Source organism: Pelomonas margarita, from assembly GCF_043555875.1.
Classification (GTDB): Bacteria; Pseudomonadota; Gammaproteobacteria; order Burkholderiales; family Burkholderiaceae_C; genus Pelomonas; species Pelomonas margarita.
Window position 1 is genome coordinate 22,221 of sequence record NZ_JBIGHW010000007.1, and the last position, 13,185, is coordinate 35,405.

The window sequence follows — 13,185 nt, forward strand, 5'->3', positions numbered from 1 at the left end:
CGGGTCAGCGGGCGCCGGCGCGCTTGCGGCTCCAGCCCAGCACGCCCAGCGCGCTCAGGGCCAGCGCCAGGCTGGCAGGCTCGGGCAGTTGGCCGGGCACGGAAGCATCCTGGCGCGCGAAAGAGAGGTTGTCCAGCATGAACAACTCATCGCCGCCCGTCACGACCATGGACTTGGCGACACCACCGAAATTCAGCGTCAGGGGATCACCCCAGTCACAGAACTCAACAGCGGCGATGCCGCACTTGCCCGCAGCCAGGCCATCCACCGTGCCGAGCGAGCCGACGCCGTCCAGGCCCGAGAACAGCTCGATGCGGACATTGGAGCTCACGAGCGCCTTGTAAGACAGCGACGACCCGGCAACAAATCCCTCGGCGAAGTTGATCGTAAAGCTGGGGCTCTGGGTGGCGGCCGCAACACCGATCGTGGCGGGATCCTCGATACTGGGGTTGCTGGCCAGCAGCAGCGCGCCACAACCCGCCCCCCCGACCGGTGCGAAGCTGGAGAAACCGCCGCAACCGCGCGCGTTGCTGCGAACACCCCAGGCATCGCCCGTGAACGCCACGCCCAACTCGGCATACGGGTTGTTGGACGCCAGCGCGACCATGCCCCACTGGTCAAGATCCAGCGTGATCTTCTCGAAATCGATGGTGACAGGTTCCAGCGCCGCGAACGCCGGTTGCACCAGGGCCGCCAAGGCAATGGCCAGAAGTTTGCTCGTTGCACGCATGGCGCTCTCCGTCGGGTCGTTCGAGTTGATCTGTGGCCCGAAATGTAAACAAGCCTTTCTGTCCTGGGCCGCGCCCTGCCCCTTCAGTTGAGGGGTGAGGCCGAGGCCGCACCCGTCATCAAGGGGGTAGCGGAGGGCTTGGCTACACTGCCTGCGGTGGAAACCAAATGGCTTGAAGACTTCGTCAGCCTCGCCGAGACGCGCAGCTTCTCCCGCTCCGCCCAGCTCCGGCATGTGACCCAGCCTGCGTTCTCGCGCCGCATCCAGGCGCTGGAGGCCTGGGCGGGTGTTGACTTGGTGGATCGCTCGTCCTACCCGACCCGGCTGACCGCTGCCGGCGCAACGCTGCTGGCCCAGGCGGTGGAACTGCTGGGCAACCTGCAGGCCACGCGCAACATGCTGCGCAGCCACCAGGCGGCCGACCAGGACATGATCGAGTTCGCCGTGCCGCACTCGCTGGCGTTCAGCTTCTTCCCGCACTGGCTGATGGGGCTGCGGCGCGGCTTCGGTGCCATCAAGTGCCGGCTCAATGCGGCCAATGTGCACGACGCGATGCTGCAGCTCAGCGAGGGCAACTGCGACCTGCTGCTGGTCTACCACCACGCCAGCCAGCCACTGCAACTGGACCCGGAGCGCTACCAGATGGTGTCGCTGGGCCACGAAACGCTGTCGCCCTACGCCAAACCCGACACGCAGGGCGAGCCGCTGTTCCGCCTGCCCGGGCGGCCCGGCCAGAAGATTCCCTTCCTGAGTTACGCGGCGGGCGCCTACCTGGGGCGCATCGTCGAGCTCATCGTCAAGGAAGCCGACTGCGCGCTGAACCTGGACGCCATCTATGAGACCGACATGGCCGAGGGCCTGAAGGCCATGGCCCTGGAAGGCCACGGCTGCGCCTTCCTGCCCGCCAGCTCGGTTCAGAAGGAACTGGCCGGGGGCCGCCTCGTGGCAGCCGCACCGCCGGGCACGTTCAGCGTCAGCATGGAGCTGCGCATGTACCGCGAGCGCCCCGAGGCCTCGCGCCGGCACAAGCCCGCCGCCCAGGCGTTGTGGGACTACTTGGCGGCCACACCGTAAGGACTTTCCACATGCCCTTCACGGTGAAAACCCGTATTCGGGCAATTCACACGGCGTGGTCTGCTCGCCGCCATCATTGACACCCCCATTCCTGTTGTTGGAGTCCCCATGAAGAAAGTTCTGCTCGTCGCCGCTCTGGCTGCCGCTTCGGTCGCTGCCCATGCCGACACGCTGAAGAAGATCAAGGACAGCGGCGTCATCACGCTGGGTGTGCGAGAGTCCTCCGGCCTGTCCTACACCATCGGCGACGGCAAGTTCGTCGGCTATCACATCGACGTTTGCGACCGTGTCGTCGCCGACCTGCGCAAGCAGCTGGGTGGCAAGCTGGAGGTGAAGCTGCAACCGGTCACGTCCGCAAACCGCATCCCGCTGACGGTCAACGGCACCATCGATCTGGAGTGCGGCTCGACGACCAACAACGTCGCCCGCCAGAAGGATGTCGCCTTCGCCGTGACCACCTACGTCGAGGAAGTGCGCATCGCCGTGAAGGCGGCCTCGGGCATCACCTCCATCAACCAGTTGGCCGGCAAGACCCTGGCCACGACCACCGGCACCACCTCGGTGCAGACGCTGCGCAAGCACGAGCGCGCCGCGGGCGTGGATTTCAAGGAAGTGTTCGGCAAAGACCACGCCGACAGCTTCCTGCTGCTGGACTCCGGCCGCGCCGACGCCTTCGTGATGGACGGCTCCATCCTGGCCAAGAACATCGCCACGTCCAAGGCCCCGGCCGACTTCAAGATCGTCGGCGAGGTGCTGGCCGTCGAGCCCATCGCCATCATGATGCGCAAGGACGACCCGGCCTTCAAGAAGGCCGTGGACGACAGCATCAAGGCCCAGATCAAGTCGGGCGAGCTGGCGAAGACCTACGACAAGTGGTTCCTGCAGCCCATCCCGCCCACCAATGCCAAGATCGGCCTGCCTCTGTCGGCCGCCACCAAGGACGCCTGGGCCAATCCGAACGACAAGCCGGCGGAAGACTACGCCGCCAAGAAGTAAACGCTGGCACGTTTTGAGCTGATGCAAAGCGGGTGCCTGGCACCCGCTTTGTTCTAGAGGGTGCAAGGAGAGGCGATGAGTTGGGACTGGCAGGTGTTCTGCAAGAACACGCTTGATGGGGAGGTGGTCGCCAGCTGCTTTGGCAGCAACGGCGACATCACCTATCTGCAATGGATGATTTCGGCCTGGGGCTGGACGCTGAGCGTTGCGCTGCTGGCGTTGGTGCTGGCACTGGCGATGGGCTCGCTGATGGGCATCCTGCGCACGGCGCCCAGCCGCGGCCTGGTGTTCCTGGGGAACGCCTGGACTGAGCTGTTCCGCAACATCCCGCTGCTGGTGCAGCTCTTCCTCTGGTACCACGTGCTGCCGTCCGTCTTCCCGTTGTTGCGGGAGGTGCCCAGCTTCATCCTGGTGGTGTTCGCGCTGGGTTTCTTCACGTCGGCGCGCATCGCCGAACAGGTCAAGGCCGGCATCCAGAGCCTGCCCAAGGGCCAGCGCTACGCCGGCTTGGCGATGGGCTTCACGCTGCCGCAGACCTACCGCTACGTGTTGCTGCCCATGGCCTTTCGCATCGTCATCCCGCCACTGACCAGCGAGAGCATGAACATCATCAAGAACTCGTCGGTGGCCTTCGCGGTCAGCATCGCCGAGCTGACGATGTTCTCCATCCAGGCCAGCGAGGAAACCTCGCGCAGCATCGAGATCTACCTTGGCGCGACGGCGCTGTACTTCATCTCCGCGTTTGCGATCAACCGCGTGGCCCTCGTCATCGAGAACCGGGCGCGCGTGCCCGGCATGGTGGGGGGCAAATGATGCTGCAACTCGATTTCGCCTTCCTCAGCTGGGACGTCGTCACCGGCTTCGTCGCCAAAGGCTTCTTCTTCTCGCTACAACTGACGCTGATCGCCATGATCGGCGGCATCCTGCTGGGCACGCTGCTGGCGCTGATGCGCCTGTCCGGCAAGCCCTGGCTTGAGATGCCCGCGGCGGCCTACGTCAACACGCTGCGCTCCATCCCACTGGTGATGGTCATCCTGTGGTTCTTCCTGCTGATCCCGCTGATGACGGGCAAGCCCATGGGCGCGGAGCTGTCGGCCATCATCACCTTCACGCTGTTCGAGGCGGCCTACTACTCCGAGATCATGCGCGCCGGCATCCAGAGCGTGCCCAAGGGCCAGGTCTACGCCGGCTACGCCGTGGGCATGACCTACCGCCAGACCATGCAGCTGGTGGTGCTGCCGCAGGCCTTCCGCAACATGCTGCCGGTGCTGCTGACGCAGACCATCATCCTGTTCCAGGACACCTCTCTGGTCTACGCCATCGGCGCCTACGACCTGCTCAAGGGCTTCGAGGTGGCCGGCAAGAACTTCAATCGGCCGGTCGAGACCTACCTCGTCGCCACCGCCGTCTACTTCGTCATCTGCTTCGGCCTGTCCATGACGGTGCGCCGCCTGCAGGCCCGCATCCAAATCATTCGCTGAGAGAGATCCATGTACCCCCACGCTCACATTCGTTCGCTGCCCCCCAAGGGGGCGCTGCGCCTCCTAGAGGCGGCTCGTCGGAGGCTCCCATGATCGACATCAAGAACGTTTCCAAGTGGTACGGCAGCTTCCAGGTGCTGACCGACTGCACGACGTCCATCCAGAAGGGTGAGGTCGTGGTGGTGTGTGGCCCGTCGGGCTCGGGCAAGTCCACGCTGATCAAGACGGTCAATGCGCTGGAACCCTTCCAGAAGGGCGACATCGTCGTGGACGGCATCTCCATTGCCGACCCCAAGACCAACCTGCCCAAGCTACGCTCACGCGTGGGCATGGTGTTCCAGCATTTCGAGCTGTTCCCGCACCTGTCGGTGACCGAGAACCTGACCATCGCCCAGGTCAAGGTGCTGGGCCGCTCACTGGACGACGCCAAGGTGCGCGGCCTGAAGATGCTGGACCGCGTGGGCCTGTCGGCACACAAGGACAAGTTTCCAGGCCAGCTCTCCGGCGGCCAGCAGCAGCGCGTGGCGATTGCCCGTGCGCTGTCCATGGACCCCATCGTCATGCTGTTCGACGAGCCGACCTCGGCGCTGGACCCCGAGATGGTCGGCGAGGTGCTGGACGTGATGGTGCAGCTGGCCCAGGAAGGCATGACCATGATGTGCGTGACGCACGAGATGGGCTTCGCCAAGCGCGTCAGCAACCGCGTCATCTTCATGGACGCCGGCAAGATCGTCGAGGACTGCAGCAGCGCCGACTTCTTCGGCAAGCCCGAGGAGCGCTCGCCGCGAGCCAAGGACTTCCTCGCCAAGATTCTTCAGCATTGAAAAAGGGCGCCGCGGCGCCCCTTGTTCCTGCTCAGGCCCGCGAACGCGGGCCTGAGTCATTCAGGGCTCGATGGCCGCGCCGACGACCGCCCCGGCCGCGATGCTGCCGATGCGCGTGGCCTTGCCGCTGGCGAGATCGATGCGGTACCAGACCGACTGCCCGCCCGTCGTGATGGCCGAGTACGCGGCGTTGGACACATCCGAGATGTCCAGCGTCGCCTTGCCGAAGCTCCCCACGCCCAGCGTGCCCACGGTGTAGAGCCGGCCGGTGTTGGGCGACACCATGGGCTGCACACCCTCCTTGGTGCCCTGGTGCACCAGCACACCCAGCTTGCCGTCCAACGCATAGTTGGTGGTGATCTTCTCGTTGTCCTTGTTGTAGGTGTAGCCGGCCGCCACCAGTGTCGCCGGCTGGCTGGCGTTGACGTCGGCAGCATCAAAGGCCAGGCGCCCATCCAGCTGCAGGCCGGGCTGGTTGGGGTCGCTGTCGACGATGGCCCCGGTGTCCGGATGCAGTCGCAGGTTGAAGCCCGTGTCGCTGACGACGCGGATGCGGTCCACCGTCGGGTTGAAGTCGAACCCCCACTCGCTGGCGCCGACCGGCAGCCCCACCGGCGCGCCCACGGCGGTGGCGGCGCCGGTCTTGGTGTCGATGCGGTAGAGCTGGCCGCTGGCGCCCAGACCGAACAGCTGGCCCTTGGCCACGCGGTAGTCGATGCCCAGCAGCGTGTCGCCCGCCGCCAGCCCGGTCAGCGGCTTGCTCGCCAGCGTCTTCTGCGGCTGGCCGGCATTGAACTGCACGAGCTGATTGCCCGTGGTCACCGCATAGATGGTCTCCTTGGCCAGCGGGCCCAGCGGCTCGGTGGTGGCGCAGGCGGCGAGCAGCGCACTCGCGGCAATGAGGGTCAGGGCGTGGCGGCTCATGGCGTCTCCAGGGTTGAGTCGGCCGGTTTATACGCGGCCACCGCCGGCCACGGCACCATGCCCCCACAAGAGCACGGGCTGCCGCAGCGCATTCCTCACGGCTTCACAGGAACATACCGCCAGACGCCTCGACGCGCTGGCCCGTGATCCAGCCCGCGCCTGGCCGCATCAGCGCCGCCACCGCGCCACCGATGTCTTCGGCCTCGCCCACGCGGCCCAGGGCCGTCAGCGACGCGACCATGCGGTTGAGCTCCGCGTTGTCGCGCACCGCGCCGCCGCCGAAGTCGGTCGCCACGGCACCAGGTGCCAGCGTGTTGACGCGGATGCCGCGCGCCGCCAGCTCGCGGGCCTGGTAGCGCGTCAGCACCTCCACACCGCCCTTCATGGCCGCATAGGCGGCATAGCCCGGCAACGAGAAGCGCGCCAACCCGCTGGAGATGTTGAGCACGCTCGCCCCATCGGCCAGCAGCGGCAGCAGCGCCTGCGTCAGGAAGAACGGCGCCTTCAGGTGCACGGCCACCAGCGCATCGAACTGGGCCGGCGTGGTGTCGGCAAACATCGCATGCACACCCATGCCGGCGTTGTTGACCAAGCCTTCCAGCCGCGTTGCGCCCCAGGCGGCCAGTCCCTGCGTCAGCGCGTCAACAAAGGCCGGGTAGCCCGCGACGTCGGCCACCTCCAGCCGCAGCGCCAGCGCCCGCCGCCCGAGCGCCTGGATCTGCGCTGCGACCGCATCGGCCGCAGCGGCCGCCTCGCGGTAGGTGAACACGATATCGTGGCCCTCGCGGGCCAGGGCCAGCGCCATCTGCGCGCCCAGGCCGCGACTGCCGCCGGTGATCAAGGTGATGGGAGAGGTCATGACAGGCTCCGTCTTGCGGTGTTGAGAAGAGCAGCCAATCTATTGGCCACCGTTCAGCACATAAAGTCCGCCAAATTGAATTGACTGTGCTCTGAATGGAAACCAATTTGGATCTGACCGCACTGCGCGTCTTCCTGCAGGTGGCCGAACTGGCGCACTTCAGCCGCGCCGCGGACGAGCTGGGCCTGCCCAAGGGCCGCGTCAGCCAGATCGTGCGCGAGCTGGAGGCCCGCCTGGGCAGTCGGCTGTTCCAGCGCACGACGCGGCGCGTCAGCCTCACGCCCGACGGCGAGCTGCTGGCCGAGCGCGCGCGGGCGCTGCTGGCGGACGCCGGCGAGATCGAAGCGCTGTTCCAGCAGGACCAGCAGCTCGGCGGCCGGCTGCGCGTGGACCTGCCCGTGCGGCTGGCGCTGGATGTGGTGCTGCCCGCGCTGCCCGGCTTCCTGGCGGCGCACCCGGCGCTGCAGGTGGAACTCAGCTGCACCGACCGGCGGGTGGACCTCGTCGAGGAAGGCTTCGACTGCGTGCTGCGCGTGGGTGCCGTGCACGACGCCATGCTGGTGGCGCGGCCCGTGGGCGAGCTGCGCATGCTCAACCTCGCCAGCCCCGCCTACCTGGCCGCGCACGGCACGCCGCGCCACCCCGACGAGCTACTGACCCAGGGCCACATGCTGGTCCACTACAGCCAGACCTGGGCCGACCGCCGCCCGCGCTTCGACTGGGTGGACGCCGACGGCCGCTCCCACAGCCTGGCCCTGCCGGCGCGCATCAGCGTCAATCACACGGATGCCTACGAGACCGCCGCACTGGCGGGCATGGGCCTCATCCAGGCCCCCTGCGTGGGCATGCGCGCGGCCCTGGCCCAGGGCCGGCTGGTGCGTGTGCTGCCCGGCTTCGAGCCCGCGCCGCTGCCTGTGCGGCTGGTCATGAGCCAGCGCCGCCACACCCCGCGCCGCGTGCGCCTCTTCATGGACTGGTTGACAGCGCTGCTGCTGACTCATCTGGCCGACGACAATCCCGACCCATCATGACCGACACCCTCACCCTCACCCGCCCCGACGACTGGCATCTGCACCTGCGCGACGAGGCGGCGCTGGCCAGCGTGCTGCCCTACACCGCGCGCCAGTTCGCCCGCGCCATCGTCATGCCCAACCTGCGCCCGCCGGTCACCACCGCCGCGCAGGCCGTGGCCTACCGCGAGCGCATCCTGGCCGCGCTACCGGAAGGGTCCGACTTCCAGCCGCTGATGACCATGTACCTGACGGACAACACGCCGCCGGACGAGATCAAGCGCGCCAAGGATGCCGGCGTCGTGGCACTCAAGCTCTACCCCGCGGGCGCGACGACCAACAGCGACGCTGGCGTCACCGACATCCGCAAGACTTACGCGACGCTGGAGGCCATGCAGCGCGAAGGCCTGCTCTTCCTCGTCCACGGCGAGGTGACGGATGCCGACATCGACGTGTTCGACCGCGAGGCCGTGTTCGTCGACCGCGTGATGACCCCGCTGCGCGCGGCCATGCCCGAGCTGAAGGTGGTGTTCGAGCACATCACCACCAAGGAGGCCGCGCAGTACGTGACCGACAGCGACCGATTCACGGCCGCCACCATCACGCCGCAGCACCTGCTCTACAACCGCAACGCCATCTTCACCGGCGGCCTGCGTCCGCACTACTACTGCCTGCCCGTGCTCAAGCGCGAAGAGCACCGCCAAGCCCTGCTGAAGGCAGCGGCCTCCGGGTTGCCGAAGTTCTTCCTCGGCACCGACAGCGCGCCCCACGCCGCGCAGCTGAAGGAGAACTCAGTCTGCGGCGCCGGCTGCTTCACCGCCGTGTCGGCGCTGGAGCTCTACGCCGAGGCCTTCGAGGCCATCGGCGCGCTGGACAAGCTGGACGCCTTCGCTGGCCACCACGGCCCCGATTTCTACGGCCTGCCGCGCAACACCGGCACCGTTACCATCAAGCGCGAGGCCTGGACGCTGCCGGACGCCGTGCCCTTTGGCGAGGCCCAACTCAAGCCGCTGCGCGGCGGTGACACCCTGAACTGGAAGCTGGTCGCATGAGCATGTCCGACAAGAAAGTCGCCTTCCTGGTGGACTTCGACAACGTCGCCACCGACGTCATCGAGCAGGCGCTGAACATGGTGTTCAAGGACTACGGCACGGCCCACATCCGCCGTGCCTACTGCAATGCCGAGCAGGCACACCACCAGCAGGCCTTCATGAAGCGCCTGGGCCTGCGCGCCATCGTCAACCTGGCCATCGGCAAAAACTCGACGGATATCGCGCTGGCCGCCGACGCGATGGACATCGCCATCACCGAGCGCCCCGACGTCATCGTTCTCGTGTCCTCGGACAGTGACTTCGCGCCGCTGGTGCTGCGCCTGCGAGAAAAAGGCGCCTGGCTGCGCGGCTTCGGCCAGTACGGCAAGACGGGCGACGGCGTCATCCAGATCTACGACCAGTTCAACGAACTGGCCCACGGCACTGGCCGCAGCAGCCGTGACGCCGCACCGGCCAAGCCTGCGGGCGGGGGCCGCGGCCGCGGCCGCAACGGCGGACGGGCCGGCGGCACACGCCCAGTGGCAGACGCGCCGCGCGGTACGCCCGCACCGCGCCCGCCGCGCACGGACGCCAGTGCGCCCCTGCCCGCACCCACCATGGCCGAGCCGGTGCTGACGCCAGCTGCCGTGACGGCCGCGCCGGCGGCCCTGGAGTCAGCGTCTGCGGTGCCTCCGGCGCTGCCGGTCGACATCGCACCAGCGGCCGCCGCGGTCGCCGATGCGCCGACCCAGGCTGTGGCGCAGCCCGCCGCCAAACCCGCCGCAAAGACAGCCAACAAGCCCGCCGGCAAGCGGGCCGGCCGCAGCACCAAGGCCTTGCCGGCCGAGGCACCCGCGCCCGCCGCGAGTGCCCCAGCGCAGGTGCCACCGGACACCGCGCCTGCCACCAAGCCCAAAGACGCGCTCCCGGCCGAGCACAAGTCTGCTGCACGCCCGGCGGCCAAGGCGGCCGCCACGGCGGAGGACCCACAGGTCGCCGCCGCCAAGGAAATCAACGCCGTGCTGGCGCTGCTGCCCAAGCTCATCGACGGCCAGTGGCACGATCTGGGCGCCGCAGCCAAAGTGCTGAAGGACGCCGGCCTGCTGGCCAAGTCGGCGCCGGCCACCAAGCTGTTCCGCAAGCACGCGCACGCCTTCGAACTGCAGCCCGAGAAGCAGCCCAACCGCGTGCGCTTCGCCACTTGAAGCTCGCGCCGGACTGGGCCGCGCCCTGGTTCGCGCCCTACCGCGAGGTGGCCGCGCCGGTGTTCCAGAGGCTCGACGAAGGCATGCCGGTGCACGCCGCCCTGGGCCACCCGCGCTTCGAGCCAGAGGGGCCGCGCACCACCGGCTACGAGCAGCACGTGGCCGCCACCGGCCGCGTGCCCACGCGGCACAACGTGCACGACCTGTTCAACGGCCTGGTGTGGCTGCGCTGCCCGGCCTTCAAAGCGGCGCTCAACCGGGCGCACCAGCTAGCGCCGCCGGCCCCGCCCGGCCGGCGCGGCCCGCTGCGCGACGCGCTCACGCTGCTGGACGAGAGCGGCCTGCTGCTGGCCGCCCCAGCGCCGCTGCGCGAGGCCTTGCTCGCGCGCGACTGGGCCACGCTGTTTATCACCCGGCGCGCGCTGTGGCAGCACACCCAGGCGCTGGTCGTGGGCCATGCGCTGCTGGAGAAGCTGCTGCGCCCGCGCAAGCCGCTGTGCGCGCGCGTGCTGCTCGTCAACGACCTGCAGGCCCCGGCACTGCCGCAAGACCTGACCCCTACCACCCTGCCGCCGCTGCCGGTGCTGGGCATCCCGGGCTGGTGGGCGCCCAATGCATCACGCGGGTTCTATACGGACGAGCAGGTGTTTCGCCAACCCAGGCTAGCATCGGCGCCCGCCCCGGGAGGTGTCGTTTGCTGATGAAGTCCTGTTTGAAGCCCTTGCTGGCCTTGGCCATGGCGGGCCTGGCCGCCCTGGCGGGTGCGCAGACCCGCCCGGCCCCGCCCGCCGCCGCGGCGCCAGCATCTGCGCCCTCGGCCCAGCAGCCGCCGGCCGTGTCGGCCAGCGCGCGCCGACTGTATGAGCGCAGCAAGAGCCAGCTGCTGCAGATCCGCACGCTGCTCAAGACCCAGGACAGCCAGGCCTCGGTGGGCTCGGGCTTCCTGGTCAGCGACGATGGTCACATCGTCACGAACTACCACGTCATCAGTCAGTTCGCGCTGGAGCCCGACAGCTACCGGCTGCGCTACGCGACCACCGACGGCCAGAGCGGCGCGCTGGAACTGCTGGACTTCGATGCCCGCCGCGACCTGGCGCTGCTGCGCGCGGTGAACGACGGCAAGGCCCCTGGCCTCCAGGGCCGCGGAGCGCTGGCCTTTCGCCCCGTTCAGCAGCCGCTGGCCAAGGGCGAGCGCATCTACTCCATGGGCAACCCGCACGACGTGGCCTTTGCCGTCGTCGAGGGCAACTACAACGGCCTGGTGGACCGCAGCTTCGACCCGCTGATCTACTACGCCGGCGGCATCAACCCGGGCATGAGCGGCGGCCCGGTGCTGGACGAGGACGGCCTGGTCGTCGGCGTCAACGTGTCCGGCATGATGTTCTCGCAGCAGGTCAGCTTCCTGGTGCCCGGCGAGTTCGCCGAAAGCCTGGTCAAGCGCAGCCTGGGCGCCAAGCCCATCCGCACAGCCGCCTGGAGCCGCCTGCGCGATCAGTTGACGCGTTACCAGGACGAACTGGTCACGCGCTTCCTGTCCCTGCCCTGGCAGAGCGCCAACCACGACCGCTACCGCCTGCCGGTGCCGCAGCAGCAGTTCATGCGCTGCTGGGGCCGCAGCACGCCGGCCGACACCAAGGGGCTGGACTTCGAGCGCTCGCAGTGCCGCATGGACCATGCCGTCTTCGTCAGCGGGAACCTGCAGACCGGCTGGCTGGACATGTCGCACGAGGCCTACGACGGCGAAAAACTGGGCGCGCTGCGCTTCGCGCGGCAGTACTCGGCGAGCTTTCGCAACGAGCGCCTCGGCAGCCCCGACAAGATGCGTACCGGCGCCTTCTGCAAGGAGCGCTTCGTGGACCGCGAGGGTCTCCCGCTGCGCGCCGTCGTGTGCCTGCGTGCCTACCGCAAGCTGGAGGGGCTGCACGACCTCAGCATCCTCGTGACCACGGTGGACGCGCCCACGCAGGGCGCGTTAGGCCGCTTCGACGCCCGTGGCGTCAGCTTCGACAACGCGCTCAAGCTCGCAGCGCACTACCTGGAGGGCTTCGCGTGGACGACCGCCAAGGCCAAGTGATGCCCGCTGCTGTCGTCGAGCTGCTGGGCCGTGACGGCCGCGTGGCACTGGTGCAGCGCGTGACGCAATGGCCCGTGCGCATCGGGCGCTCGCCCGACTGCGACGTGGTGTTGGACGACCCGCACCTCGCCGCCCACCACGCCGAACTGCTTGCCGACGCCGAGGGGCGCACCCGCCTGCGGCTGCTGCCGACCCGCAACGGCGGCAGCCTCGGAGGCCGCCGCCTGGCCGCGGGCGACGAGGCTGCCCTGCCGCCCGGCGGCGTCTTCCAGCTGGCCGGCAGCACACTGCGACTGCGCACCAGCGCCGATGCGCTCGCGCCAGAGCAGCCGCTGGTCGTGCAGCCCGTGCGCCACTGGGCTCTGTTGCCGCTGCTGCTGGCCGCCCTGCTGTTCTTCCAGTGGGTAGATCGCTGGAGTGCGCTGGACGCCGATGCCCGCTGGATCCAGTACGCCGGGTCGCTGCTGGGCCCGCTGGCCTTCGTGCTGGGGTGGGCGGGACTGTGGTCGCTAGCCAGCCAGATCTTCCAGCACCGCTTCCCGTTCAAGACTCACCTGCGCCGCGCGCTGCTGGTCATCGTCGCGCTGCAGGCACTGGAATGGCTGCTGCCCGCCGTTGCCTACGCGCTCTCGCTGCCGCGCCTGATGGCGCTGGACGGGCTGGCGCTGCCGGTCGCGGGCTCAGTGCTGGTCGCCTGGCATGCGCAGCTGGTGTGGCCGGGGGCGCGCCGCACGCTGAACCTGGGCATCGCGGCGCTGCTGGTGCTGGGCCTGGGCCTGCAGATCGGCGGGCGGCTGGAGCACCAACACCTCTTCGGCCCGCCCTACTTGGCCAGCCTGCCACCACCGGCGCTACGCGTGGTCACGCCCCGGCCGGCCAGCGAGCTGATCGAGTCGCTGCAGCCGCTGCAGGCCGAGCTGCAGCGCCAGGCGCGCAAGGACAACGAAGGCGCCGACGCAGAAGACGGCGACGACTGA

14 protein-coding genes are annotated in these 13,185 nt (G+C 68.7%); 11 read left to right on the plus strand and 3 right to left on the minus strand.

Annotated features, from left to right (window positions below; all coding sequences use genetic code 11):
• Positions 1 to 4: 4 nt before the first annotated feature.
• Positions 5 to 964, minus strand: a complete 960-nt coding sequence (locus ACG0Z3_RS13690; protein ID WP_394398283.1) for a PEP-CTERM sorting domain-containing protein — start codon at positions 962 to 964, stop codon at positions 5 to 7.
• Here ACG0Z3_RS13690 and ACG0Z3_RS13695 point away from each other — a divergent pair.
• From ACG0Z3_RS13695 to ACG0Z3_RS13715, 5 genes are all read left to right on the plus strand, one after another.
• Positions 887 to 1,804, plus strand: a complete 918-nt coding sequence (locus tag ACG0Z3_RS13695) for a LysR substrate-binding domain-containing protein (protein WP_394398285.1) — start codon at positions 887 to 889, stop codon at positions 1,802 to 1,804. The genes ACG0Z3_RS13690 and ACG0Z3_RS13695 overlap by 78 nt on opposite strands.
• A gap of 108 nt (positions 1,805 to 1,912) precedes the next feature.
• On the plus strand, positions 1,913 to 2,800 hold the full coding sequence (locus ACG0Z3_RS13700) for an amino acid ABC transporter substrate-binding protein (protein ID WP_394398287.1): 888 nt from the start codon (positions 1,913 to 1,915) through the stop codon (positions 2,798 to 2,800).
• Positions 2,801 to 2,875: 75 nt separating this feature from the next.
• The gene (locus tag ACG0Z3_RS13705) at positions 2,876 to 3,613 is read left to right on the plus strand and encodes an amino acid ABC transporter permease (RefSeq protein ID WP_394398289.1); all 738 of its coding nucleotides are present in this window, start codon (positions 2,876 to 2,878) and stop codon (positions 3,611 to 3,613) included.
• Complete coding sequence (locus tag ACG0Z3_RS13710; protein WP_394398291.1) at positions 3,610 to 4,281, plus strand: amino acid ABC transporter permease; 672 nt, start codon at positions 3,610 to 3,612, stop codon at positions 4,279 to 4,281. Before ACG0Z3_RS13705 ends, ACG0Z3_RS13710 begins: the two co-directional genes overlap by 4 nt.
• 89 nt (positions 4,282 to 4,370) lie before the next feature.
• Positions 4,371 to 5,105: an amino acid ABC transporter ATP-binding protein gene (locus ACG0Z3_RS13715; RefSeq protein ID WP_394398293.1), complete on the plus strand. Its 735-nt coding sequence runs from the start codon at positions 4,371 to 4,373 to the stop codon at positions 5,103 to 5,105.
• A gap of 60 nt (positions 5,106 to 5,165) precedes the next feature.
• Here the strand turns inward: ACG0Z3_RS13715 and ACG0Z3_RS13720 are convergent, their stop codons facing one another.
• Positions 5,166 to 6,029 (minus strand): DUF4394 domain-containing protein, encoded by an 864-nt coding sequence (locus ACG0Z3_RS13720; protein ID WP_394398295.1) that lies wholly within the window; start codon positions 6,027 to 6,029, stop codon positions 5,166 to 5,168.
• 103 nt (positions 6,030 to 6,132) lie between these two features.
• Complete coding sequence (locus ACG0Z3_RS13725) at positions 6,133 to 6,888, minus strand: SDR family NAD(P)-dependent oxidoreductase (RefSeq protein WP_394398297.1); 756 nt, start codon at positions 6,886 to 6,888, stop codon at positions 6,133 to 6,135.
• Between the two features lie 95 nt (positions 6,889 to 6,983).
• Here ACG0Z3_RS13725 and ACG0Z3_RS13730 point away from each other — a divergent pair, with 95 nt between their 5' ends.
• The 6 genes from ACG0Z3_RS13730 to ACG0Z3_RS13755 are packed head-to-tail and all read left to right on the plus strand — an operon-like array spanning position 6,984 to position 13,185.
• Positions 6,984 to 7,919, plus strand: a complete 936-nt coding sequence (locus ACG0Z3_RS13730; RefSeq protein WP_394398299.1) for a LysR family transcriptional regulator — start codon at positions 6,984 to 6,986, stop codon at positions 7,917 to 7,919.
• Positions 7,916 to 8,950 (plus strand): dihydroorotase, encoded by a 1,035-nt coding sequence (pyrC, locus tag ACG0Z3_RS13735; protein ID WP_394398301.1) that lies wholly within the window; start codon positions 7,916 to 7,918, stop codon positions 8,948 to 8,950. The genes ACG0Z3_RS13730 and pyrC overlap by 4 nt, the downstream gene beginning before the upstream one ends.
• Entirely contained in the window at positions 8,947 to 10,134 is a 1,188-nt protein-coding gene (locus tag ACG0Z3_RS13740) for an NYN domain-containing protein (protein WP_394398303.1), read from the plus strand. The genes pyrC and ACG0Z3_RS13740 overlap by 4 nt, the downstream gene beginning before the upstream one ends.
• Positions 10,131 to 10,835, plus strand: a complete 705-nt coding sequence (locus tag ACG0Z3_RS13745) for a DUF3025 domain-containing protein (RefSeq protein WP_394398304.1) — start codon at positions 10,131 to 10,133, stop codon at positions 10,833 to 10,835. Before ACG0Z3_RS13740 ends, ACG0Z3_RS13745 begins: the two co-directional genes overlap by 4 nt.
• Entirely contained in the window at positions 10,835 to 12,208 is a 1,374-nt protein-coding gene (locus tag ACG0Z3_RS13750; protein WP_394398305.1) for a S1 family peptidase, read from the plus strand. The genes ACG0Z3_RS13745 and ACG0Z3_RS13750 overlap by 1 nt, the downstream gene beginning before the upstream one ends.
• Positions 12,184 to 13,185: an FHA domain-containing protein gene (locus ACG0Z3_RS13755; protein ID WP_394398307.1), complete on the plus strand. Its 1,002-nt coding sequence runs from the start codon at positions 12,184 to 12,186 to the stop codon at positions 13,183 to 13,185. The genes ACG0Z3_RS13750 and ACG0Z3_RS13755 overlap by 25 nt, the downstream gene beginning before the upstream one ends.